This window comes from Streptomyces sp. cg35 (assembly GCF_050410835.1).
GTDB lineage: Bacteria > Actinomycetota > Actinomycetes > Streptomycetales > Streptomycetaceae > Streptomyces.
Genome location: NZ_CP191268.1, coordinates 6,129,399 through 6,152,612, shown reverse-complemented (window position 1 = coordinate 6,152,612; position 23,214 = coordinate 6,129,399). Strand labels below are relative to the sequence as shown.

The 23,214-nt window shown below is 71.4% G+C and carries 24 protein-coding genes; 15 read left to right on the top strand and 9 right to left on the bottom strand.

The window, feature by feature from the left end:
- The first annotated feature begins 208 nt into the window (after positions 1-208).
- Positions 209-1,339: an alpha/beta hydrolase gene (locus tag ACQUQD_RS28015; RefSeq protein WP_428954907.1), complete on the top strand. Its 1,131-nt coding sequence runs from the start codon at positions 209-211 to the stop codon at positions 1,337-1,339.
- Positions 1,336-2,568 carry an acyltransferase family protein gene (locus ACQUQD_RS28010; protein ID WP_428954906.1) on the top strand — a complete coding sequence of 411 codons (1,233 nt, stop codon included), beginning with the start codon at positions 1,336-1,338 and terminating at the stop codon, positions 2,566-2,568. The genes ACQUQD_RS28015 and ACQUQD_RS28010 overlap by 4 nt, the downstream gene beginning before the upstream one ends.
- A 274-nt stretch (positions 2,569-2,842) precedes the next feature.
- Here the strand turns inward: ACQUQD_RS28010 and ACQUQD_RS28005 are convergent, their stop codons facing one another.
- Positions 2,843-3,325, bottom strand: coding sequence for a MerR family transcriptional regulator (locus tag ACQUQD_RS28005; protein WP_428954905.1), 483 nt, complete (start codon positions 3,323-3,325; stop codon positions 2,843-2,845).
- A gap of 95 nt (positions 3,326-3,420) precedes the next feature.
- Here ACQUQD_RS28005 and ACQUQD_RS28000 point away from each other — a divergent pair, with 95 nt between their 5' ends.
- Positions 3,421-3,888: a GNAT family N-acetyltransferase gene (locus ACQUQD_RS28000; RefSeq protein ID WP_428954904.1), complete on the top strand. Its 468-nt coding sequence runs from the start codon at positions 3,421-3,423 to the stop codon at positions 3,886-3,888.
- Between the two features lie 45 nt (positions 3,889-3,933).
- A complete protein-coding gene (locus ACQUQD_RS27995) occupies positions 3,934-4,749 on the top strand; it encodes a serine hydrolase domain-containing protein (RefSeq protein WP_428954903.1) in 816 nt (271 codons plus the stop codon).
- A gap of 35 nt (positions 4,750-4,784) precedes the next feature.
- Here the strand turns inward: ACQUQD_RS27995 and ACQUQD_RS27990 are convergent, their stop codons facing one another.
- Positions 4,785-5,441, bottom strand: coding sequence for a pirin family protein (locus ACQUQD_RS27990; protein WP_428954902.1), 657 nt, complete (start codon positions 5,439-5,441; stop codon positions 4,785-4,787).
- Positions 5,442-5,535: 94 nt separating this feature from the next.
- On the opposite strand from ACQUQD_RS27990, the gene fasR reads away from it, so the two are divergent.
- From fasR to ACQUQD_RS27965, 5 genes are all read left to right on the top strand, one after another.
- Positions 5,536-6,768: a fatty acid biosynthesis transcriptional regulator FasR gene (gene fasR / locus ACQUQD_RS27985; protein ID WP_428954901.1), complete on the top strand. Its 1,233-nt coding sequence runs from the start codon at positions 5,536-5,538 to the stop codon at positions 6,766-6,768.
- A gap of 89 nt (positions 6,769-6,857) precedes the next feature.
- A complete protein-coding gene (locus ACQUQD_RS27980; protein ID WP_428954900.1) occupies positions 6,858-7,802 on the top strand; it encodes an ACP S-malonyltransferase in 945 nt (314 codons plus the stop codon).
- An 18-nt stretch (positions 7,803-7,820) separates the two neighbouring features.
- A complete protein-coding gene (locus ACQUQD_RS27975; RefSeq protein WP_428954899.1) occupies positions 7,821-8,852 on the top strand; it encodes a ketoacyl-ACP synthase III in 1,032 nt (343 codons plus the stop codon).
- 97 nt (positions 8,853-8,949) lie between these two features.
- A complete protein-coding gene (locus ACQUQD_RS27970) occupies positions 8,950-9,198 on the top strand; it encodes an acyl carrier protein (protein WP_018530896.1) in 249 nt (82 codons plus the stop codon).
- 90 nt (positions 9,199-9,288) lie between these two features.
- Positions 9,289-10,560: a beta-ketoacyl-[acyl-carrier-protein] synthase family protein gene (locus tag ACQUQD_RS27965; RefSeq protein WP_428954898.1), complete on the top strand. Its 1,272-nt coding sequence runs from the start codon at positions 9,289-9,291 to the stop codon at positions 10,558-10,560.
- 135 nt (positions 10,561-10,695) lie between these two features.
- Here the strand turns inward: ACQUQD_RS27965 and ACQUQD_RS27960 are convergent, their stop codons facing one another.
- On the bottom strand, positions 10,696-11,190 hold the full coding sequence (locus ACQUQD_RS27960; protein ID WP_428954897.1) for a DUF3145 domain-containing protein: 495 nt from the start codon (positions 11,188-11,190) through the stop codon (positions 10,696-10,698).
- A 342-nt stretch (positions 11,191-11,532) separates the two neighbouring features.
- Here ACQUQD_RS27960 and ACQUQD_RS27955 point away from each other — a divergent pair, with 342 nt between their 5' ends.
- Both ACQUQD_RS27955 and ACQUQD_RS27950 read left to right on the top strand, forming a co-directional pair.
- Positions 11,533-12,453: an SGNH/GDSL hydrolase family protein gene (locus ACQUQD_RS27955; protein WP_428954896.1), complete on the top strand. Its 921-nt coding sequence runs from the start codon at positions 11,533-11,535 to the stop codon at positions 12,451-12,453.
- A 31-nt stretch (positions 12,454-12,484) separates the two neighbouring features.
- Positions 12,485-13,480: an aldose epimerase family protein gene (locus ACQUQD_RS27950; protein ID WP_428954895.1), complete on the top strand. Its 996-nt coding sequence runs from the start codon at positions 12,485-12,487 to the stop codon at positions 13,478-13,480.
- Positions 13,481-13,606: 126 nt separating this feature from the next.
- Here the strand turns inward: ACQUQD_RS27950 and ACQUQD_RS27945 are convergent, their stop codons facing one another.
- Positions 13,607-16,054 (bottom strand): beta-glucosidase family protein, encoded by a 2,448-nt coding sequence (locus ACQUQD_RS27945; protein ID WP_428954894.1) that lies wholly within the window; start codon positions 16,052-16,054, stop codon positions 13,607-13,609.
- Between the two features lie 111 nt (positions 16,055-16,165).
- On the opposite strand from ACQUQD_RS27945, the gene ACQUQD_RS27940 reads away from it, so the two are divergent.
- Complete coding sequence (locus ACQUQD_RS27940) at positions 16,166-16,759, top strand: TetR/AcrR family transcriptional regulator (RefSeq protein WP_428954893.1); 594 nt, start codon at positions 16,166-16,168, stop codon at positions 16,757-16,759.
- Position 16,760: 1 nt separating this feature from the next.
- Here ACQUQD_RS27940 and ACQUQD_RS27935 read toward each other — a convergent pair whose 3' ends face one another.
- The 4 genes from ACQUQD_RS27935 to ACQUQD_RS27920 all read right to left on the bottom strand — a co-directional run bounded on the left by ACQUQD_RS27935 (position 16,761) and on the right by ACQUQD_RS27920 (position 19,549).
- Positions 16,761-17,090: a YrdB family protein gene (locus ACQUQD_RS27935; RefSeq protein ID WP_428954892.1), complete on the bottom strand. Its 330-nt coding sequence runs from the start codon at positions 17,088-17,090 to the stop codon at positions 16,761-16,763.
- Entirely contained in the window at positions 17,087-17,899 is an 813-nt protein-coding gene (locus ACQUQD_RS27930; RefSeq protein WP_428954891.1) for an EI24 domain-containing protein, read from the bottom strand. Before ACQUQD_RS27930 ends, ACQUQD_RS27935 begins: the two co-directional genes overlap by 4 nt.
- 39 nt (positions 17,900-17,938) lie before the next feature.
- Positions 17,939-18,361, bottom strand: a complete 423-nt coding sequence (locus tag ACQUQD_RS27925) for an organic hydroperoxide resistance protein (protein ID WP_428954890.1) — start codon at positions 18,359-18,361, stop codon at positions 17,939-17,941.
- 162 nt (positions 18,362-18,523) lie between these two features.
- Positions 18,524-19,549 carry an NADP-dependent oxidoreductase gene (locus ACQUQD_RS27920; RefSeq protein WP_428954889.1) on the bottom strand — a complete coding sequence of 342 codons (1,026 nt, stop codon included), beginning with the start codon at positions 19,547-19,549 and terminating at the stop codon, positions 18,524-18,526.
- Between the two features lie 112 nt (positions 19,550-19,661).
- Here ACQUQD_RS27920 and ACQUQD_RS27915 point away from each other — a divergent pair, with 112 nt between their 5' ends.
- On the top strand, positions 19,662-20,099 hold the full coding sequence (locus ACQUQD_RS27915; RefSeq protein WP_428954888.1) for a MarR family winged helix-turn-helix transcriptional regulator: 438 nt from the start codon (positions 19,662-19,664) through the stop codon (positions 20,097-20,099).
- Positions 20,100-20,120: 21 nt separating this feature from the next.
- Here ACQUQD_RS27915 and ACQUQD_RS27910 read toward each other — a convergent pair whose 3' ends face one another.
- Positions 20,121-20,774 carry an SCO2400 family protein gene (locus tag ACQUQD_RS27910; protein WP_428954887.1) on the bottom strand — a complete coding sequence of 218 codons (654 nt, stop codon included), beginning with the start codon at positions 20,772-20,774 and terminating at the stop codon, positions 20,121-20,123.
- A gap of 200 nt (positions 20,775-20,974) precedes the next feature.
- Here ACQUQD_RS27910 and ACQUQD_RS27905 point away from each other — a divergent pair, with 200 nt between their 5' ends.
- Together ACQUQD_RS27905 and ACQUQD_RS27900 are read left to right on the top strand one after the other, a co-directional pair.
- Positions 20,975-22,138 carry a mandelate racemase/muconate lactonizing enzyme family protein gene (locus tag ACQUQD_RS27905; RefSeq protein WP_428954886.1) on the top strand — a complete coding sequence of 388 codons (1,164 nt, stop codon included), beginning with the start codon at positions 20,975-20,977 and terminating at the stop codon, positions 22,136-22,138.
- The gene (locus tag ACQUQD_RS27900; protein ID WP_428954885.1) at positions 22,135-23,139 is read left to right on the top strand and encodes a zinc-dependent alcohol dehydrogenase; all 1,005 of its coding nucleotides are present in this window, start codon (positions 22,135-22,137) and stop codon (positions 23,137-23,139) included. The genes ACQUQD_RS27905 and ACQUQD_RS27900 overlap by 4 nt, the downstream gene beginning before the upstream one ends.
- Positions 23,140-23,214: the final 75 nt, after the last annotated feature.

Here is a 23,214-nt window from a genome sequence, read left to right as displayed (position 1 = left end):
GCGCCGCACCGGATCGCGCCCCGGCAACTCCATTGGTATCAGGACGTCTTGCTAGATCAGCGGCGTGCGGCCCTGACACCCCCTACTGCGGTATGAGGTACGCATACCCAGGTATCAGGCGCGAGTTGGCTCCGTAGTGTGACGTGCCGCCCGAAGCCGGCTCCTTACCTTCCCCTCGTCATGCCGACGGACGAAGGGGAGACGGGCGATGGGCCTGGGCTTTTGGAAACGACGCGGGCGCCGCACCCTGATCGCCGCCGCGCTCACGACGACGATCGTCGCGGGCACTGCGGGCTGGGCATCGGGACACGAGCAGCGTCCGCTCACCGGCCCGCCACCGGGCACCGCGTCCTGGCGTGCGGACGGCACTCTGGGGCGGCAGCTGCCCGATCCCGAGACGGCGACCCCCGCGCGCATGGCCTCGTTCTTTCGCGGGCTGAGCGCGGCCGAGCAGCACAGGCTGGCCGCCCGACACCCGTCGGTCGTCGGCAACCTGGACGGTGCGCCGACCTCCTTGCGCTACGAGGCGAACGGGCTGGCGTTGCGTGCCGAGCACGCCCGGGCCCGCGCGGACGCACAGGACACGGCACTGACTCCACAGTCGCGGGCAGCGGCACGCGCCCTCGCCGAGCGCTGCGCCGATCTCCTCACGCCCGGCCGCCGGGTACTCGCCTTCGACCCGCGGGGCCGAGGGCAAGTGGCCGAGGTGTACGGGGACTTGCGGACCGCCCGGCATGTCTCCGTCGTCGTCCCCGGCTCGGACATCGATCTGACGTCGTTCGACCGGACCAAGGAGGTGTACGGGACTCCGGCCGGGATGGCGAAGTCCCTGTACACAGCGGCGCACGGGCGTACGGCGGTGGTGGCGTGGGTCGGGTACACGACTCCGGTCGGTCTCGGCCCTGATGCCGCCACGGGCCGGCTCGCCGAGGCGGGAGCTCCCCGCCTGACCCGCTTCGTCCAGGGCCTCACCGCCTCGGGCGCACCGGAGCCGGCCGTCTTCTGCCACAGCTACGGGTCGGTGGTGTGCGGGCTCGCTGCGTCCCGGCTGCCCGCGTCGGACCTGGTGGTGCTCGGCTCGCCCGGACTGCGCGCGGACAGCGTCTCCGATCTGCACACCAGAGCCCGGGTCTGGGCGGCGCGGGACGACAGCGACTGGATCTCCCGGGTGCCCCATGTCGAGCTTCTCGGCATGGGGCACGGCGCCGACCCCACCGACCCCGCCTTCGGAGCGCGACGGGTGCCCGCCGAGCGCGCGAAGGGCCACACCGGCTATTTCGCGCCCGGCACGGACTCGCTGCGCGCCTTCACCGACATCGCCACCGGAGCGACCTCATGACCCTCACCACCTTGCGGGCCTCCGCCGCGTCGGCTGTCGCCACGATCGACGCGAGGACACCGGCCCACCGCGACCGGGCGGTGGACGGGCTGCGTGCCCTGGCGCTGCTCGCCGTACCGACCGGCCACTGGCTCCTCGGAGGCTTCACCCTGGACTCCCAAGGCGCCCTGCACAATGCGAGCCCGCTGTCCTCGTTCGGCTTCTTCGCACCCCTGAGTTGGATCCTGCAGATGCTCGGCGTCTTCTTTCTCGTGGGCGGGTACGCGTCGAGCCTGTCGTACCGCCGCGCTCGGGAGCGCGGCACGTCGACGGCCTGCTGGCTGCGGGGCCGGCTGGCCCGGCTCGGCCGTCCGGTGCTGGGCGTGACGGCGGTCTGGGCCGTGATGCTTGCGGTCCTGTACGCCGTCGGGGTGCCGGAGACGACCTTGCGGACGGGCTCCACGCTGGTGATACAGCCGCTCTGGTTCGTCGGTGTCTACACCGTGATCACCGCGCTCACGCCCTGGTGCATCCGGGTCGCCCGACGGCTCGGGGCCTGGTCCGCGGCGCCGCTCCTGGGCTCGGTGGCCGCCGTCGACTTCCTCCGGTACGGGCCCTTCGCCGCGGCGATGCCGTCCTGGCTGAGCCTGCTGAATCTCCTGCCGGGCTGGATGTTCGCCTACCAACTGGGCGTCTGCTGGGGCGAGAAGAGGCTCGGCAGGCGCGGCGCGTGGTTCCTGCTTGTCGGCGGAACAGCACTGTTCGCGGCGCTCCTGCTCGTCTTCCACTACCCGACGTCGATGGTCGGGGTACCGGGCGAGTCTCGGACGAACTCACATCCTCCGTCGCTTCTGGTGCTCGCTCTGGCGGCCGCGCAGAGCGGCGCCGCGATACTTCTGCGGGACCGCATCGGCCGTCTGCTGCGACGCCGACCGACGCTGTGGGCGCCGGTCGTAGTGATCAACCTGTCGGCGATGACCATCCTGTGCTGGCATCAGACGGCACTGCTCGCGGCAGCGGTCCCGGCGTCCTTCGCCGGGGCGATACCGGGCCTGACCACAGGGCCGGACACGCTGATCTGGATAGCGGCCCGCCTCGCGTGGCTGCCGCTGTTCGCGATACTCCTCGCCCTGATAGGTCGCTACGCGCGGGGCTTCGAATCGCCCTGGAAGCAGGTGAGTCGGGGGCGCCGGGCACTGGCGGGACTGCTCGCCGCAGGATTCGCGGTCTTCGCACTGGGTCTGGCGTGAAGGGCCTGGCGGGACCCACGGCCCCGCACGTCAGTCAGCAGGGAACGCCCCACCGTCAGGGGCGGCCGGCTGTGACGACGGGGGCCGCCCCCAGCAGGTCCGACAGCTCGGGCCGGACATTGAAGGCACCTGGCTGCCTGGGCCGGCGGAGAACGGGTTTGGGCGCGCCGTGTTCACCTGCCGGACCGTAGGTCCACTCCTTCACATACGGCCGCGATCATGATGGCCCACCACGGGCCCGCTGCTTCTCAACTCAACAGTGGAAAGCCACAGTTCAGACTCGCTCGGGCACCTGCTGGGCACCCGCATAGAAGTTGATCTTGTGGTCGAGTACGGCCAGGGTGTCCTGGAGTTCGGCCATCCGGTTCAGCACGTCGCGGCGGGTCGACTCGAGGAGCTCGCGGCGCTCCTCGAAGGTGTGCTCGCCCAGGCGGACGAGCTCGGCGTAGCGGACCATGTGGGCGACCGGCATGCCGGTGAGCCGCAACTTGCCGACGAAGGCGAGCCAGTCCAGGTCGCGATTGCTGTAGCGGCGCTGACCGGTGTGCGAGCGGTCGACATCGGGCATCAGGCCGATCCGCTCGTACCAGCGCAGGGTGTGCGCGGTCAGTCCGGTGAACGCGACGACCTCACTGATCGTGTAGCGGTCCTGGCCGTCCGGACGCGGATGGGCGCTCGGCGCCGAGGCACAGACATCGACCTTGGTCCGATCGGGCTCGGCCTGGGCACGTGCGGGCGTGGTCTCCATCACCGTCATGCCCCCACGCTAGAACCTTGGAGTGCGCTCCAAGCAAGCGCATCACAAGGAATTCCTGGCGACAGCCGCGCGGGCACCCCACTACCGTGCGGATCATGCCCCTCGTCCGCCGTGCCGTCGCTGAAGACGCCGAAGAGCTGGTCCGACTGCGCAAGATCATGCTCGACTCGATGAACCCGAGCTCCGATACGAGCTGGCAGTCGGCCACCACCGAGACCTTGCGGGCTCATCTCGCCGATGCACAGAGCGAGTTGGCGGCGTTCGTGGTCGATGCCCCGACAGGCGACGGACGTCTCGCGGCCTGCGCGGCAGGGGTGATGCATCGCGGTCTGGGCTCTCCGGGAAACCCCTTCGGCCTCTCGGGGCACGTCTCCAACGTGTGCACCGACCCGGAGTACCGGCACAGGGGATTCTCACGAGCCTGCATGGAGGCGCTCCTGGGCTGGTACCGGGACCGCGACGTGCGCCGGATCGACCTGCACGCGACGGTGCAGGGCGAGCCGCTGTACACCTCCCTGGGGTTCGTCCGCACCCCGGCGCCCTCGATGAGGCTGACGCTCTGAACACCCGGCTCACCTGACGGGCGTCCCTGCGGAGGAATTAGGCTCGTGGGCATGCAGAGCCTCGCGTTGATCGAGAACTGGCCGGTCCCGACCGCCGCCGCAGCCGTCGTCCGTGCGGACGGCACAGTCCTGGGCACGCACGGGCCAACGGCCCACCGCTTCCCGCTGGCCTCGGTGACCAAGCCCCTCGCGGCCTACGCGGCCCTCGTCGCCTACGAGGAAGGGGCGATCGAGCTCGACGAGGCGGCCGGCCCGGAAGGTTCGACGGTGCGGCACCTGCTGGCGCACACCAGCGGGCTGGCCTTCGACGAGCACCGGACGACGTCGGCGCCGGGGACCCGGCGGCTGTACTCGAACGCGGGCTTCGAGGTGCTCGGGGACCACATCGCGAAGGCGGCGGACATGCCGTTCGCGGAGTATCTGCGGCAGGCCGTGTTCGAGCCCCTCGGGATGACGGCGACCACGCTGGACGGCTCGCCCGCCAAGGACGGGGTGTCGACGGTGGACGACCTGGTGCGGTTCGCCGCGGAGGTGCAGGCGCCGCGGCTGCTCGACCCGCGCACCGTGGCCGAGGCGATGACGGTGCAGTACCCGGGGACGAAGGGCGTGCTGCCGGGGTACGGGCACCAGAACCCGAACGACTGGGGCCTCGGGTTCGAGATCCGGGACCACAAGTCGCCGCACTGGACGGGCGGCTCCTCGTCGCCGCGGACGTTCGGGCACTTCGGGCAGTCCGGCACGTTCCTGTGGGTCGACCCGGAGGCCGGTGCGGCCTGTGTCGCGCTGGCGGACCGGGCGTTCGGGCCCTGGGCGGCCGAGGTGTGGCCGCCGTTCACCGACGCGGTGCTCGCGGAGCTCTGACCGAGCGGAGCCGGTCGCGGCGGGCGGCGCCCGGGTCAGCCGGTCATCTCCCAGATCAGCAGCTGCGCGTCCGTCGTCGCCTGTGCTTCGGGGCCGCTCTCCCCGGTGATGCGGGCGGCGTCGCCCTGGCCCAGAACCGTTCCGGCCAGCCGCACTTCGCCGTGCACCACGTGAAGGTAGACGTACGGGGCGGTCGGCAGCTCCGTCCGCTCCCCCTCGGCCAGGCGCCGCACGTGGAGCATGGCGCCCGCCGCGGAGACGTCGTACGGGGTCGAGTCGGCGATGCCGTGCACCACTTCGTACGCGGGGTCGCCGCCCGGGTCCCGGGGGGCCAGCCACATCTGGATGAAGGCGAGGGGCTCGGTGGCGTCGTTGCGTTCGACATGGCGGACGCCGCCACCGGAACTGAGGCGCTGCACGTCGCCGGGCCGCACGACCGACTCGTGACCGGTGGAGTCGCGGTGGGTGAGTTCGCCGGTGACGACCCACGTGACGATCTCGGTGTGGCTGTGCGGGTGCTCGTCGAAGCCGGCGCCCGGCGCCAGACGCTCCTCGTTGCAGGCGAGGATCGCGCCGAACCGCAGATTGTCCGGGTCGTAGTGCGGGCCGAAGGAGAACGCGTGGAAGGACTCGATCCCCGCGTCGGGGTCACCGCCCGGATAGCGGTCGCCGGAGCGACGTACATCAATCACGCAGTACACGGTAGCCGCCGTTTCCGGCCTTCCGCCGGGGTCACCTCGGACCCTCCACTCCGCTGAGCCGTCCCGATAAGGCAGTCTTGTCCCCGTGCCCCAATCGGAATCAGCGCAGCCTTCAGCGAACGAACAAGCGGACCGCCGCCCGGACGTCCGTGCGGATCCCCACCCGCACTCGGCGACCCTGAAGCGCCTGGAGAAGTCCTCCGGGGCGCTCGCGGCGCAAGCGATCACGCGCATGGACGAGACGCTGTCCTGGTACCGGGCCATGCCACCGGAGAACCGGTCGTGGATCGGGCTGGTGGCGCAGGCGGGTATCGCCGCGTTCACCGAGTGGTTCCGGCACCCGGACGCCCCGCAGGCCATCTCGACGGATGTCTTCGGCACCGCGCCGCGGGAGTTGACCCGGGCGATCACCTTGCGCCAGACCGTGGAGATGGTGCGCACGACGATCGAGGTCATGGAATCGGCCATCGACGAGGTGGCCGCGCCCGGCGACGAGAGCGTCCTGCGGGAGGCGCTGCTCGTGTACGCGCGAGAGATCGCGTTCGCCACCGCGCAGGTGTACGCGCAGGCGGCGGAGGCGCGGGGCGCCTGGGACGCGCGGCTGGAGTCGCTCGTGGTGAACGCCGTGCTGTCCGGGGAGGCCGACGAGGGCGCGGTCAGCCGGGCCGCGGCGCTGGGCTGGAACTCACCGGAGCATGTGTGCGTCGTGCTCGGGACCGCGCCCGACGGCGACAGCGAACTGACCGTGGAGGCGATCCGGCGGGCATCGCGGCACGCCAAGCTGCAGGTGCTGACCGGGGTGCTCGGGGACCGGCTCGTGGTGATCGCGGGCGGCAGCGACAATCCGCTGGCGGTGGCCAAGTCGCTGATCGGGCCGTTCGCGGCGGGCGCCGTGGTCGCGGGTCCTGTGGTGCCGGACCTGCTGGCCGCCACGCGGTCCGCCCAGGCCGCGGCCGCCGGACTCAAGGCGTGCGGGGCCTGGCAGGACGCCCCGCGTCCGGTTCTGGCGGACGATCTGCTTCCGGAGCGGGCGATCGCGGGAGACCCGGCCGCGCGGGAGCAATTGGTGGAGGAGATCTACAGACCGCTGGAGGAAGCGGGCTCGGCGCTCCTGGAGACGCTCAGTGTCTATCTGGAGCAGGCGAGCAGCCTGGAGGGCGCGGCCCGGATGCTCTTCGTGCACCCGAACACCGTCCGCTACCGGCTCCGACGTGTGACCGACGTCACCGGATGGTCGCCGTCGGACGTCCGCTCGGCGTTCACGTTGCGCATCGCGCTCATCCTGGGGCGCCTGGCCGACGCAGATCCCCAGTCGTAGGCTTTTGTCGGGGGTCTACAATTCCCCCTTCGGTTCTTCGTCCCTGTCCCCACGGGCGGCCCGCACCGTCCACAAGAGAGAGTGTGAGAGTGCTCGTACTCGTCGCTCCCGGCCAAGGCGCTCAGACGCCCGGCTTCCTGACTCCCTGGCTCGACCTCCCCGGCGCAGCGGACCGCCTCGGTGCGTGGTCCGACGCCATCGGACTCGACCTTGCCCACTACGGCACGCAGGCCGACGCGGACGCGATCCGTGACACGGCCGTGGCCCAGCCGCTCCTTGTCGCGGCCGGGCTCCTGTCCGCATCCGCTCTCGGTGGCGTGACGCCGGGTGCCGTGGCGGGACACAGCGTCGGCGAGATCACCGCGGCCGCGTTCGCGGGCGTGCTCGACGACACCGCCGCCCTGAAGCTCGTCCGGGGACGGGGCCTGGCCATGGCCGAGGCCGCGGCGATCACGCAGACCGGTATGTCGGCGCTGCTCGGCGGCGACCCCGAGGTCACCGTGCCGCACCTGGAGAAGCTGGGCCTGACCCCGGCGAACGTGAACGGCGCGGGCCAGATCGTGGCCGCCGGCACGCTCGAGGAGCTGGCCGCGCTGGAGGCCGACAAGCCCGAGGGCGTGCGCCGTGTGGTGCCGCTGAAGGTGGCCGGGGCGTTCCACACCCGGCACATGGCCCCCGCGGTGGCGAAGCTGGAGGAGGCCGCGAAGGAGCTGTCCCCGGCCGACCCCACGATCACGTACGTGTCGAACAAGGACGGCAGGACGGTCGCGACCGGCGCCGAGGTGCTCTCGCGCCTGGTCGGCCAGGTCGCGAACCCGGTCCGCTGGGACCTGTGCATGGAGACGTTCCAGAAGCTCGGCGTGACGGCGCTGATCGAGGTGTGCCCGGGCGGCACCCTCACCGGCATCGCCAAGCGCGCGCTGCCCGGCGTCCAGACCCTCGCCCTGAAGACCCCCGACGACCTCGACGCGGCCCGCGCCCTGATCGCCACGTATGCATCTGCCGCTGACGCGGCGGGCGCCACTTCGGCCTGACAAGGAGATCCGAGCAGCATGTCGAAGATCAAGCCCAGCAAGGGTGCCCCGTACGCGCGCATCCTCGGTGTCGGCGGTTACCGGCCGACGCGGGTCGTGCCCAACGAGGTGATCCTCGAGAAGATCGACTCGTCCGACGAGTGGATCCGTTCGCGCTCCGGCATCGCCACCCGCCACTGGGCCAACGACGAAGAGACCGTGGCGATGATGTCCATCGAGGCGTCCGGCAAGGCCATCGCCGACGCGGGCATCCAGGCCGAGCAGATCGGCGCCGTGGTCGTGTCGACCGTGTCGCACTTCGCGCAGACGCCGGCCATCGCGACGGAGATCGCGGACAAGCTGGGTACGCAGAAGGCCGCCGCGTTCGACATCTCGGCGGGCTGCGCCGGCTTCGGCTACGGGCTGACCCTGGCCAAGGGCATGGTCGTCGAGGGCAGCGCGGAGTACGTGCTCGTCATCGGCGTGGAGCGGCTCTCGGACCTGACCGACCTGGAGGACCGTGCGACGGCCTTCCTGTTCGGTGACGGCGCCGGTGCCGTGGTCGTCGGCCCGGCCCAGGAGCCCGCGATCGGCCCCACCGTGTGGGGTTCCGAGGGCGACAAGGCGCAGACGATCAAGCAGACCGTGCCGTGGGACAAGTTCCGCGTCGGCGACGTGTCGCAGCTGCCTCTCGACTCCGAGGGCAACGTCAAGTTCCCTGCGATCACGCAGGAGGGCCAGGCGGTGTTCCGCTGGGCCGTGTTCGAGATGGCGAAGGTCGCCCAGCAGGCGCTGGACGCGGCCGGGATCAGCCCGGACGATCTGGATGTCTTCATTCCTCACCAGGCCAACGAGCGGATCATCGACTCGATGGTGAAGACTCTGAAGTTGCCGGAGCACGTCACGGTCGCCCGCGACGTACGCACCACCGGCAACACCTCGGCCGCCTCGATTCCGCTCGCGATGGAGCGGCTCCTGGCGACCGGCGAGGCGAAGAGCGGCGACACCGCGCTCGTCATCGGCTTCGGGGCGGGTCTCGTATACGCCGCCACGGTCGTTACCCTCCCCTAGGCATCTCGTCCGGATCACCTGATCCGGACGGGCGTAACACCTGCCGCTGCCGCGGCGGACGCCACACCCTCTGGATACACACCGAAGGAGCGCCACAATGGCCGCCACTCAGGAAGAGATCGTCGCCGGTCTCGCCGAGATCGTGAACGAGATCGCCGGGATCCCCACCGAGGACGTCCAGCTGGACAAGTCCTTCACCGATGACCTGGACGTCGACTCGCTGTCCATGGTCGAGGTCGTCGTCGCCGCCGAAGAGCGCTTCGACGTCAAGATCCCGGACGACGACGTCAAGAACCTCAAGACCGTCGGCGACGCCACGAAGTACATCCTCGACCACCAGGCCTGAGCCACCAGCTCCGGACCCTGAAGGTCAGTCGCTCCGCCACCCGGCGGTGGCGCCGCTGAATCCCTCGCATCCGTTGGAGAAAGAATTCCTGTGAGCTCGACCAATCGCACCGTGGTCGTCACCGGTATCGGCGCAACCTCACCGCTGGGTGGCGACGCGACAACCACCTGGGAGGGCCTGGTCGCCGGACGTTCCGGTGTCAAGCCCCTCGAGCAGGAGTGGGCCGCCGAGCAGGCGGTCCGTATCGCTGCACCGGCCGCCGTGGACCCGAGCGAGGTCATTCCTCGCCCGCAGGCCCGCAAGCTGGACCGCTCCGCGCAGTTCGCGCTGATCGCCGCCAAGGAAGCCTGGGCCGACGCCGGCTTCACCGACAAGGCGGGCGACGACCCGGCTGTCGACCCTGACCGTCTGGGCGCCGTCATCGCGTCCGGCATCGGCGGCGTGACCACGCTCCTCGACCAGTACGACGTGCTGAAGGAGAAGGGCGTCCGCCGCGTCTCCCCGCACACCGTGCCGATGCTGATGCCCAACGGCCCGTCGGCCAACGTGGGCCTGGCCGTGAACGCCCGCGCGGGTGTGCACACCCCGGTCTCCGCCTGCGCGTCGGGCGCCGAGGCCATCGGCTACGGCATCGAGATGATCCGCACCGGCCGCGCCGACGTCGTCGTCTGCGGTGGCACCGAGGCGGCCATCCACCCGCTGCCCATCGCCGCGTTCGGCAACATGATGGCGATGTCGAAGAACAACGACGACCCGCAGGGTGCCTCGCGCCCCTACGACACCGCCCGGGACGGCTTCGTCCTCGGTGAGGGCGCGGGCGTCATCGTCCTGGAGTCCGCCGAGCACGCCGCGAAGCGCGGTGCCCGCGTCTACGCGGAGGCCGTCGGCCAGGGCATCTCCGCCGACAGCCACGACATCGTGCAGCCGGAGCCGGAGGGCCGCGGGATCGCGCAGGCCCTGCAGCACCTGCTGGACAACACGGACCTGGACCCGGCCGAGGTCGTGCACGTGAACGCGCACGCGACGTCGACGCCGGCCGGTGACGTGGCCGAGCTGAAGGCGCTGCGCAAGGTGTTCGGCGACGACACCGACCACATCGCCGTCTCCGCGACGAAGTCCATGACCGGGCATCTGCTCGGCGGCGCCGGTGGCGTCGAGACGGTGGCGTCGGTGCTGGCCCTGTACCACCGGGTGGCTCCGCCGACCATCAACGTGGAGAACCTGGACCCCGAGGCCGAGGCCACGGCCGACATCGTCCGCGGTGAGGCGCGCAAGCTGCCCGTCGAGGGCCGGATCGCCGCGCTGAACGATTCGTTCGGCTTCGGTGGGCACAACGTGGTTCTCGCGTTCCGTTCGGTCTGAGACCTGACGTAGCACGCGGGACGCGGAGCACCTGGCGCTTCACGCTCGGTACTCGACCCCCGCGTAAAGGAGTGGGCCCGCCCGGGACTTCCCGGGCGGGCCCACTCCTTTTCACCCTGACGGCTGTCGCCCGGGCTAGACCACTTGGTGGAGCCAGCGGACCGGCGCGCCCTCGCCCGCGTAGCGGAAAGGCTCCAGTTCGTCGTCCCAGGGCTTGCCGAGGAGCTTGGCCACCTCGGTCTCCAGATCCGTCTCGCCGCCCGCGGAACGGGCCAGTGCGGCCCGCAGACGGTCCTCGGGGATGAGGATGTCGCCGTGGATGCCGGTGACGGCGTGGAAGATGCCGAGTTCGGGGGTGGCGCTGTAGCGCTCGCCCTCGGCGCTCGCGCAGGGTTCGGCCGTCACCTCGAAGCGCAGCAGTTGCCAGCCGCGCAGCGCGGATGCCAGCTTGGCGGCCGTGCCCGCCTCGGCCTGCCAGGAGAACTCGGATCTCCAGGTGCCAGGCGCCGCGGGCTGCCTGATCCAGTCGAGGCTGACGCGCGCGCCTAGTACACCCGCGACCGCCCATTCGACGTGCGGGCACAGCGCGCGCGGCGCGGAGTGCACGTACAGAACTCCACGTGTCGTCACCGGACCTCCAGTGTGGGTCGAGGTTCGCCTTCCCCAGCGGCCTCGCGCCCGTGCCGAGCCTTCTTCCCTTGCTGCCCGAACTCGAAGGTACAGACAAAAAGGGACACATCTGACGTGTAGTAACTTAGCGGAACCGGTACAGCGGGGTCTCACTGGGTCGACCGGGGACCCCGGGGCGAGGCTATCGCGCAGCGGTGCAAGGAGTGTGACGTACTGTCGGTCCCGAGGCGCACAAACGCCGACCTTTCACCCGGCGGGGCGCAACCCCGGCCCCGTTCACGGCGTCAGCCTGGTCGGTACGGGCGACGAGTGGACGACGCAGAGCGACGGAGGGGCCACAGGATGCGGAAGCGAAGCCACCGGTCAACTGCCTCGCGTGCGGCCGTCGCCGCGGTGACGGCGGCCGTACTCGGTGCCGGCGCGCTCACCGCGTGTGACGCCTCCGGCGGCAACTCCCCCGGTCCCAACGGCTCGACGGCCGGCGCGAAGCCGTCGCCGAAGCCCACTCCGACGTGGGACACGAGTCCGCGTTCGGTTGCCGCGGTGGGGGATTCGATCACGCGGGGGTTCGACGCGTGCAGCGTGCTGTCGGACTGCCCCGAGGTGTCGTGGGCGACCGGTACCGACGCGCAGGTCAAGAGCCTGGCCGTGCGGCTGCTCGGCAAGAGCCGGGCCAGGACGCACAGTTGGAACCTCGCGCGGACCGGCGCGCGGATGGCCGATCTGCCGGCGCAGATGGCGCAGGCCGGTGCCGAGCGGCCCGAGCTGGTGACGGTGATGGCCGGGGCGAACGACGCGTGCCGGCCGACGGCGGCCGCCATGACGCCGGTGGCCGACTTCCGGGCCGATTTCGAGGAGGCGTTGCGGAAGTTGCGGCGCGCGGCGCCCAAGGCGCAGGTGTACGTGATGAGCGTGCCGGACCTGAAGCGGCTCTGGTCCGAGGGGCGGGCCAATCCGCTGGGCAAGCAGATCTGGAAGCTGGGGATCTGCTCGTCGATGCTGGCGGATCCGGATGCCATGGACGTCGCGGCCACCGAGCGGCGCGACTCCGTGCAGGAGCGCGTCGAGGCGTACAACGAGGTGCTGAAGGACGTGTGTGCGAAGGACCGGCGGTGCCGGTCCGACGAGGGTGCGGTCTTCGGGTACCGGTTCGACGGGGACCAGTTGAGCCACTGGGACTGGTTCCATCCGAGCAAGAACGGACAGGCGCGGCTCGCGGCGCTCGCGTATCGCGGAGTGACCTCGCAGGAACCGCTCGTCTGAGTGTCCAGGGGGCGGGCGTAGGGTCTCGATCATGCGCAGTGAACTCTTCGACGCCTTGCCCGACGGCACCGACGTCCACCGCTGGACCCTGGAACGGGACGGGGTGCGGGTACGTGTCCTGACGTACGGGGGCATCCTGCAGACGGTCGAGGTTCCCGACCGCGAGGGAGCCAGGGACGGGATCGTGCTCGGGTTCCCCGACCTGGCTTCGTATCTGGCCCATCCCGAGCCGTACTTGGGCGCCCTGGTCGGGCGGTACGCGAACCGGATCGCGAGCGGCCGGTTCCCGCTCGGCGAGCGGACCCACGAGCTCGCGCAGAACAACGGACGGAACGCGCTGCACGGCGGTGAGCTGGGCTTCGACAAGCGGGTGTGGGACGCGGAGGCGGTCGGGGAGCACGTGCTGCGGCTGACCCGCGTCTCCCCGGACGGCGAGGAGGGGTACCCGGGCCGGCTGGAGGTCTCGACGACGTACGCGCTCGAGGAGGGCGGGGTGCTGCGGATCTCCTACGAGGCGGTGACCGACGCCCCGACCGTCGTGAACCTCACCAACCACAGCTACTGGAACCTGGGCGGACCGGGTTCCGGGAACGCGGCGGGCAGCCATGAGGTGCGGATCGACGCCGGGCATGTGACCGCGGTGGACGACGAGCTGATTCCCACCGGTGAGGTGGCGGCGGTCGACGGGACGCGGTTCGACTTCCGGGAAAGCCGGAAGGTCGGGCCCGGGTACGACCACAACTACGTGCTGGACAAGGGGGTCACCGAGACGCCCGTGGAGGTGGCCGAGTTGCACGATCCGGCGTCGGGCCGGGTGCTGACCGTGGCCACGACCGAGCCGGGGCTGCAGCTCTACACCTCGGACGGCTTCGACGCCACGGTGCCGTACGCGCCGGGTGACGGGATCGCGCTGGAGACGCAGCACTTCCCGGATTCGCCGAACCGGCCCGAGTTCCCGAGCACCGTGCTGCGGCCGGGCGAGGTGTACCGGTCGCAGACGGTGTACGGGTTCGGGCTGCGCGGCTGAGAGCGGCGCGGGAGCGGTGCAGGGGCGGCGGGGGTCAGGGTCCGCCGCCCCTGGATCAAGGCCGGCCGTCGCAACAAGCCGGTTACCGAGCCGGGCGTCGCGACAAGCCGGTCGTCGGGCCGGTCGTCAGGCGACGATCGTCTCGCTGACGCGGCCGTCGGTGAGCGAGCGGCCGGCCGTCAGCTCGTAGGAACCCGGCTGGTACGCCCAGGCGTCGGCGCTCTCGTCCCAGATCTCGAAGGTGCGGCGCGGGAGTTCGACGACTGCTTCGACGGTCTCGCCGGGGGCGGCCGTGACGCTCGCGAAGCCGGCCAGCCAGCGGGCCGGGCGGGCCGCGTCGGGCTCGCTCGGGGCCAGATAGAGCTGGACGACCTCACGGCCGGGGCGGGGGCCGGTGTTGCGGACCCGGACCGTGGCGGTCGTGCCGTTCACGTCGATCGACTCGTACGTCCAGTCGGTGTAGCCGAGGCCGTGGCCGAAGGGGTACGAGGGGGTGGCCCCGGACTTGTCCCAGGCCCGGTAGCCGATGAACACGCCCTCGGTGTAGTCGAGTCGGCCGTCGGTCGGGGTGACGTGGGTGACCGGGGCGTCCTCGAACGAGCCCCAGGTGGTGGGCAGGCGGCCGCCCGGTTCCTCGGCGCCGAGGAGCACGTCGGCGAGCGCGTCACCGCCCTCCTGGCCGGGGAACCAGCTCAGCAGCACGGCCGCGACGTCCTCGCGCCACGGGAGTTCCACCGGGGAGCCGGAGTTGACGACCACGACGGTGTTCGGGTTGGCGGCGGCGACGGCGCGCACCAGGTCGTCCTGGCGGCCGGGGAGCCGGAGGTCGGTGCGGTCGAAGCCCTCGGACTCCACGCGTTCGGTGGTGGCGACCACGACGACGGCGGCCTCGGCGTCCCGGGCGGCCTCGACCGCCTCGGCGATCAGTTCCTCCTCGCCGCGGCGCGGGCCGAGGTGGGTGAGGGTGAACATGATGGCGGGCAGCGGCATCTTGAGGGACTTGTCGAGCGGGTGCAGGAGGGAGACCTCCACCGGCTCGCCTGCCGTCACCGTCACCTTGCCGCGCTCCAGCGGGGCGCCGAAGAACGCCTCGAACGGGTCGGATCCGTCGCCCATCGGCTGGACGCCGTCGTAGAGGACGGTGCCGTCGACGGTGAGCTTGTAGGCGCCGGTGCCGCGGGTGCCGAAGGCGTGCTCGCCGCTCTCGCGCGGGGTGAAGGTGCCCTTGATCTCGATGCTGTGCAGCGCCTCGTGGGTGACGCCGGCGGGCAGGTCGGCGCCCATCCACTGGAGCTGGCCGCTGGGCAGTGATCCCTCGCCGATGACGGTGCCGTCGGCGTCGCGGCAGATGGCGCGCAGCGCGAACCCCTTGTCGGCGGGGGCGAGTTCGTCGCTCGGGTCGGCGCCGACGGCGTAGGCGAGGGAGTCCACCGCCGCGGTGAGGCCGTCGAGCGGGGAGACGGTGCGGGCGGGGAAGACGGTGGCGGAGCCGCCGCCGAGGATGCGGGCGTCGCGGGCGGCGGCGCCGATCAGCGCGATCTTCGCGTCGCGGCGCAGGGGCAGCACGCCCGAGTTGCGTACGAGGACGAAGGCGCGGCGGGCGATCTCGCGGGCGAGGGCCTCGCCGTCGATCTCGGCCGGCGCTTCGGTGACCACCGGTTCGGCGCCTTCGAGGATGCCGATGCGGGCGGCGAGCCGCAGGACGTTGCGCACGGCGTCGTCGACCTCGGACTCCTCGACCTCGCCGGCCCGTACGGCGGCGGCGAGCGCGGGTCCGTACACGGTCTGCGGGCCGGGCATGGCCACGTCCAGGCCGCCCTTGATGTCGCCGGTCGTGGAGCGGGCTGCCATCCAGTCGGAGACGTTGAAGCCGTCGAAGCCCCATTCGCCGCGCAGGACCTCGTTCACGAGGTAGCGGTGTTCGGTCATCGAGGTGCCGTTGACCGTGTTGTAGGCGGTCATGATGCCCCACGGGTGGGCGTTCTCGACGATGGCTTCGAAGGGGGCCAGGTACAGCTCGCGCAGGGCGCGGCCGGAGACGATGTTGTCGACGGTGAAGCGGTCGGTCTCCGCGTCGTTGGCGACGAAGTGCTTGACGGTGGTGCCGACGCCGCCGGACTGGACGCCCTGGACGTAGCCGGTGCCGATGGCGCCGGTGAGGTACGGGTCCTCGCTGTACGCCTCGAAGTGGCGGCCGCCGAGCGGGGAGCGGTGCAGGTTCACGGTGGGCGCGAGCAGCACGTGGACGCCCTTGCGGCGGGCCTCCTGGGCGAGGAGGGCGCCGGCCCGGCGGGCGAGCGCGGGGTCCCAGGTGGCGGCGAGCGCCGTCGGGGACGGCAGGGCGATCGAGGGGTCGTCGGCGGTCCAGCGCACGCCGCGCACACCGATCGGGCCGTCGGACATGACCAGCGAGGTCAGGCCGATCTCGGGGATCTCGGGCAGCGACCACATGTCCTGCCCGGCGAGCAGTCGCGCCTTGGTGTCGAGGTCGAGCTTGCCGAGTGCGGCCTCGACCACCGTCTCGCGGGCCTGCGCCCCGCCGTCACCGCTGTTGCCGTCCACCTGGTTCGCCATGCCGGCACCTCCTCGTCGAAGTCTGAGCTCCTTCATCCTGCACCCGTTACCTGTAGAGCGGTAGGTTTCGTTATCTTGGCGTTATAAAGAACACCCGGGGGCGTTCTCGTGATGTCGTACGGTGACCGCATGAGCAGCACCAGAACCGCCAGGAGCGAGGAGCGGCGGGCCGAGATCCTGCGGGCCGCGCTGGAGGTGATCGCCGAGCGCGGGTACCGGGGCGCGAGCCTCGCGGCGGTCGCCGAGCGCGTGGGACTCACCCAGCAGGGGCTCCTCCACTACTTCCCGACGAAGGAGGCGCTGCTCGTCGCGGTCCTGGCGGAGCGGGACCAGTGGGACGCGGTGCCGGACAGCCGGTGGCGGCTCGATCTGCTCGGGTCGCTGGTGGAGTACAACGCGATGCGGCCGGGGATCGTGCAGACCTTCTCGGCGCTGCTCGGGGAGTCGGTCACCGAGGGGCATCCGGCGCGGGAGTTCTTCTCGCGGCGCTACGACGGGGTGCGCGCGTCGATGGCGGAGGTGCTGCGCGCCGAGTACGGGGAGCGGCTGCCGAGCGGCCTGACGCCGGAGCGGGCCGCCCCGCTGCTCGTCGCGGTGATGGACGGGCTGCAGTACCAGTGGCTGCTCGACCCGGAGTCGGTGGACATGCCGGGGGCGTTCCGCGACTTCCTGACGCTGCTGGGCGAGGACGCGGCCGGGGGCTGAGCTACTGGTTCCAGACCACCGCGAGGGTCTTGCTCGCCACGCACACCAGGGCGAAGACGACCGCCCAGAGGTACGCGCCGGAGAGCGCCAGGGCGACGACTCCCGCGCCGAACCAGACGGTCTCGAAGGCGACGCGGGTCGCTCCGCGGGTCTTGTGGCGGGCCTTCGGGGAGCCGAAGAGGGCCCAGGTCGTGATCATCACGGCCAGTCCCAGGAGGCCGTAGAGCCAGGCCAGGGGGGTCGCGACGTCGCGGGTGAAGCCGTACGCCCCCACCGCGCCGAGGGCGACCAGTTCCACGACGAAGAGGACGCCGAGGTTCGCTGTCTTCATGCCGTCGTTCCTCGCGGGCTCTCGTCCGCCGGGTGAGCCTCGCCGGCCGCGCGCGGGTCCGTCGTGGGCGCGGCGGCGCCTTCCATGTCGCGCACCATCAGGGTCGCCCCTGCCACCGCTCCCGGCATCAGGAACACCGCCACGACCGGCACCAGGAAGGCCACCGCCAGCGGCGCGCCGAAGCCCCACGCGAGTCCCTTCCTCGACCTCAACAGGGCCAGGCGGTCGCGGAGTTGGACGCCGCGGCGCTGCAGCGCCACCGCCGTGAGCTCCTCCGTGAGGAAGAAGCCCGTGACGAAGAAGCCGAGGACCGGGATCACCGTCTGGCCGACGAAGGGGACGAAGCCGAGCGCGAAGAGCAGCAGGCCCCACAGGCCCGCGCGGGCCAGGATGCGCAGGCTGTCGCGGGCCGAGATCCACAGGTCCCGCCAGAGCGGCAGGCCGGACTCGGGGGCGTGGCCGCCCTCGGCGATGTCGACCTGCTCGGAGAGGGATTCGTAGAAGGGCTGCCCGATCAGGAGCGTGACCGCGGTGAAGGTGAGCACCGCCAGGAGCAGGGCCAGGGCGAAGAGGACGACCGTCAGGAAGCCGCGGAACAGGCCGACCCACGGGGACGACCAGTCGTCGGCGAACGGGGTCGTCCAGGCGATGAAGTCGCTGCCCCATATGGCGAGGCAGACCAGGGCCGCCGCGTACAGGACGAGGGTGATGAGGCCGGGCAGCAGGCTCCAGCCGTACTGCTTGCCGTGCTGGGCAACCCAGCGCTGCCCCTTCATCAAATAGCCGAAGCCCGCCCCGAGATCACGCATGGCGCAAACCTTACGGGACGGGCCGGGGCCGTCGAACGGTCAGACCGAGAGCGTGACCGTGATGTTGCCCCGGGTCGCCTTGGAGTACGGGCAGACCTGGTGGGCCTTCTCGATCAGGGCCTGGGCGGTGGCCGCGTCCGCGTTCGGGATGGCCGCCGAGATCTCGACGATCAGGCCGAAGCCCTCGTCGTTCTTGCCGATGCCGACCTTCGCGGTGACGGTCGAGCCGGTGATGTCGGCGCCCTCCTGGCGGGCGACGACGGCGAGGGCGCCCTGGAAGCAGGCGCTGTAGCCGGCCGCGAAGAGCTGCTCCGGGTTGGTACCGGCGCCCGAACCACCCTGCTCCTTGGGCGGGTTGACGACGACGTCGAGCTTGCCGTCGTCGGTGGCGACGCGGCCGTCGCGGCCGTTCTCGGCGGTGGCTACGGCGGTGTAGACGACGTCGGACTGCGTGATGGCCATGCCCGTGCTCCCTCTTTGGTTCGATCCGGCAGACGGATCTCGTCGGGAGATCCGTAATGCGGAAACTTCAATCCGTAAGACGGAAGCACACTATCGAATGCCCGCGGGAACGAAAGTGGCCCCCGTCACAGAAGTGCGGGGGCCACCGATGTGCGCGGAGCGTCAGAGCTTCACGACCATCTTTCCGGTGTTGTCGCCGCGCAGGACGCCGAGGAACGCCTCCAGGTTGTTCTCGATGCCCTCGACGACCGTCTCGCGGTACTTGAGCTCGCCGGATCGGACCCAGGCGCCGACCTCCTGGACGAACTGCGGCTGCAGGTCGTAGTGGTCGCCGACGAGGAAGCCCTCGATGCGGCCGCGGGTCTGGATCAGACGGGAGAGGTTGCGCGGGCCGGGGGCCGGCTCCGTGTTGTTGTACACGGAGATCGCGCCGCAGATGGCGATGCGGCCGTCGCGGTTCAGGCGGGCGATGGCGGCCTCCAGGTGGTCACCGCCGACGTTGTCGAAGTACGTGTCGATGCCGTCGGGGGCCGCCTCCTTCAGCTGCTCGTGGACGCTGCCCTTCTTGTAGTTGAAGGCCGCGTCGAAGCCGTACTCCTCGATGAGCAGCTTGACCTTCTCGTCCGAGCCGGCCGAGCCGATGACCCGCGAGGCGCCCTTGAGCTTGGCGATCTGTCCGACCTGGCCGCCGACCGCGCCCGCGGCGCCGGACACGAAGACGCTGTCACCCTCCTTGAAGGAGAGGGTGCGCAGCAGGCCCGCGTACGCGGTGAGGCCCGTCATGCCGAGCACGCCGAGGTACGTGGACAGCGGCGCGGCCTCGGGGTCGACCTTCACGGCCTGCTTCGCGTCGAACGTCGCGTACTCGCGCCAGCCGAAGAAGTGCAGGACGTGGTCGCCGACCGCGACACCCTCGTCGTTCGAGGCGATGACGACGCCGACCGCGCCGGCCTGCATGGCCTTGCCCAGCTCGTACGGGGCGACGTACGACTTCGCGGCGCTCATCCGGCCGCGCATGTACGGGTCGACCGACACGTACAGGTTCTTCACCAGGACCTGGCCGGGGCCCGGCTCGACCACCGGGGCCTCGCGCAGCTCGAAGTCCGTGGGCTCGGGCCAGCCGACGGGACGGCTGATCAGGGCCCACTCACGGCCGGTGGCGGGGATCTGAGGGATGTCGGCGGGCATGCGCTGATCCTTCGTGGCAGTGGGGGAAGTGCTTCAGCAAGTACTTCAGTACGTGAAACAACCATGCTCCTGAATATTTCAGGATGTCAAGTAACTGGGTACGCTGGAACCCATGACCGCCACCCGTTCCCCCCGCACGGACCCGCTGACGCTCGAAGTGGTCGAGCTGATCGGGGCCGTCGTCGCGCGCTACCACCAGGAGTACGAGGAGGCCGCCGCGCGGCACGGGCTGACCGGGGCGCAGGCGCGGGTGCTGAGCCTGCTGTCGCTCGAACCGCTGCCGATGCGGCAGATCGCGCAGCGGCTGAAGTGCGAGCCGTCGAACATCACGGGCATCGTGGACCGTCTGGAGGCGCGGGACCTGGTGGAGCGGCGGCCCTCCCCCGGCGACCGGCGGGTGAAGGTGGCCGCGCCCACACAGGAGGGCACGCGGGTGGCGCTCAGCCTGCGGGACTCGCTCGACTTCGCGCGCGAGCCGCTGGCCGGGCTGTCCCGTGCGGAGCGGCTGGCGCTGCGGGACATGCTCCAGCGGATGCTCGGGGTCGGCTGACCCCCGGAAGGCCCCTGAGCCTCAGGTGCACCACCAGAGGAACCGGTCGCACGTCTCCGACGGAGTCGGATCGGGGGTCGGGGACGCGGATGTCGGGCGCGGGGCCGCGGTGGTCGGCGTCGATGTGGCCGGCGAGTCCGAGGGCGAACCAGCCCTGGACGACGGGGCGTTGACCGGGGTCGTGGTGCCGCTGCCGGACTGCGCCGACGCAGAGGCGGTGCTGCGCTCCGGGCTCGGTGACGCCGACAGGGAGGCCGGCGCCTCGGGCGAGGAGGAGGCCGGCGCGGGCGCGCCGGAGTGCCCGGTCCCGGCGGACGGGGACGTGGCCTCGGCCTCCGCCTCCGTCACGGCGTCGGCGGTGTCCGGCGCGGCCTGGGCGTCGCCGCCCCCGGAGGACTCGGTGCCGAGTTCGGCGAGGCTGAGGCCGCCCGCGGCGAGCGCGAGCCCCGCCGTGGCGAGGAGGATGCGCCCGCGACGCCGGCGGTGCGCCCTGCGGGTGCGGCGCCGGCTGCGGGGACGGGTGGGCTCGCCGTCGTGCGCCGCCTCCGGCTCGTCGACCGCTTCCTGCGCGACCGTGGCCTCCGCGTAGGCGCGCACGGCGTCGGCGGGGGTGCCGCAGCCCGGGCAGGCGAGGGCGCCGTTGAGGTGCCTGCGGCACGGGTGGCAGTAGTCCATGACGTAGGGAGGCTAGGCGCCCGGCCGGTAACGGAAAAAGCCGGTCCTGTGAAACTTCTGTGCGGAACCGCGTGTTCCGTCGGGCGCGCGGCACGGAGATCCTCCGCGCAGACCCATTGACACCCCCATAGGGCCGCTTTACTGTCACGCCAGCATTCGAACGTGTGACGAAATATCGAACGGCACAGGGGGCAACTGCCTTGCGCATCACGGGAATCAGCACGCATGTGGTCGGGACGCCGTGGCGGAATCTGACCTACGTCCAGGTGCACACCGACGAGGGGATCACCGGCGTCGGCGAGACCCGCATGCTGGGCCACACCGACGCGCTCATCGGTTACTTGAACGAGGCTCTGGCCAATCACATCGTGGGCTCCGATCCGTTCGCGGTCGAGGACCTCGTGCGGCGCATGAAGTACGGCGACTACGGGCGGGCCGGCGAGATCGTCATGTCCGGTATCGCCGTGGTGGAGATGGCCTGCTGGGACATCAAGGGCAAGGCGCTCGGCGTCCCGGTGTGGCAGCTGCTCGGCGGCAAGGTCACCGACCGGGTCAAGGCGTACGCGAACGGCTGGTACACCACCGAGCGGACCCCGGAGGCGTACCACAAGGCCGCCAAGGCGGTGATGGAGCGCGGGTACAAGGCGCTGAAGATCGACCCGTTCGGCACCGGGCACTTCGAGCTCGACCACGAACAGTCTCTGTACGCCGTGTCGTTGATCGAGGCGGTGCGCGACGCGATCGGGCCCGACGCCGAGTTGATGCTGGAGATGCACGGCCGGTTCTCCCCCGCCACGGCGATCCGGCTCGCGAACGAGCTCGCCCCCTTCCGGCCCGCGTGGCTGGAGGAGCCGGTGCCGCCGGAGAACCTCAAGGCGCTGGAGAAGGTGGCCGCCAAGGTGGACATCCCGATGGCCACCGGTGAGCGGATCCACGACCGGATCGAGTTCCGGGAGCTGTTCGAGAGCCAGGCCGTCGACATCCTGCAGCCCGACGTCGGCCACCTCGGCGGCATCTGGGAGACGCGGAAGCTGGCGGCCACCGCCGAGACGCACTACATGCTCGTCGCCCCGCACAACGTGGGCGGTCCCGTGCTCACCGCCGCGTCCCTCCAAGTCGGCTTCACCTCACCGAACTTCAAGATCCTGGAGCACTTCAACGACTTCGCCGACGCGGAGATCAAGAAGGTCGTGAAGGGCGCCCCGCAGGTCGACCCGGAGACCGGATGCTTCGCGCTGTCGCACGAGCCGGGGCTCGGGGTCGAGCTGGACGTGGACGCGGCCGCCGAGTTCCCGCAGCAGCAGGCCCGGTTCGACCTGTGGGCCGAGGGCTGGGAGAAGCGCGCCCCCAAGGGGTCGAAGTGAGCTCCGCGGTCGTCGTCGACGCACCCGGGCGGCACCGGCTGGTGCCGCACGAGCCCGCGGCACCGGGGCCCGGCGAGGCGCAGGTGCGGGTGCACGCCGTGGGGATCTGCGGCAGCGACCGCGAGGTCTACCAGGGCAACAGGCCCAAGGAGTACGTCCGTTACCCGGTGACGCCCGGGCACGAGTGGTCCGGCGTCGTGGCGGCCGTGGGCGCCGGGGTGCCGAAGGAGCTCGTCGGGCGGAAGGTCGTCGGCGAGGGCTTCCGGAACTGCCAGGTCTGCGAGCGGTGTCACGCCGGTGACACGACGCTGTGCACCGCCGGGTACGAGGAGACGGGCTTCACCCGGCCGGGAGCGATGGCCACGACGCTGGTGCTGCCGGCCCGGCTGCTGCACGTCCTGCCCGACGGGGCGGATCTGAGCGCCGCCGCGCTCCTGGAGCCGGCCGCGTGCGTCGCGGCCGCCGCGCTCAAGGCCGACGCCAGGCCCGGGGAGCGGGTCGCGGTGGTCGGGACCGGGACGCTCGGGATGCTGGCCGTGCAGTTCCTCGCGGCGAACTCGCCGGCGGAGCTGCTCGTCGTCGGGACGCAGGACGAACGGGCCTCGCTGGCGCGGCAGTTCGGGGCGACGGACTTCCGGCTGCACGACGAGCCGCTGCCGGCCGACCTCGATGTGGTGATCGAGGCCGCCGGGTCGGCCTCGGCGGCGCGGACCGCCGCCGGGCTGCTGCGGCGGGGCGGGCGCCTGGTGCTCACCGGGCTTCCGCCGGCGGGCTCCGAGGGGCTCGACCCGACGGATCTGGTGGTGCGCCAGCTGGAGGTGCGGACCGTGTTCGGCGCCGGTGCCGACGCGTGGGCGCACGCGGTGCGGGTGTTCGGAGCGGGGCTGCTCGATCCGCTGCCGCTGGTGACGCACGAGGTGCCGCTGGAACGGTTCGCCGAGGCCATCGAGTGGGTGGGGGCCGGGGATCCGAAGGTGGGGAAGGTGCTGCTGCGGCCTTAGCCCGGCGCGCGGCGCGCCGCTCTTCGGCCCCGCGGCACCCGGCACGCCGTCCCACGGAACCGAACTCCGTCCGAT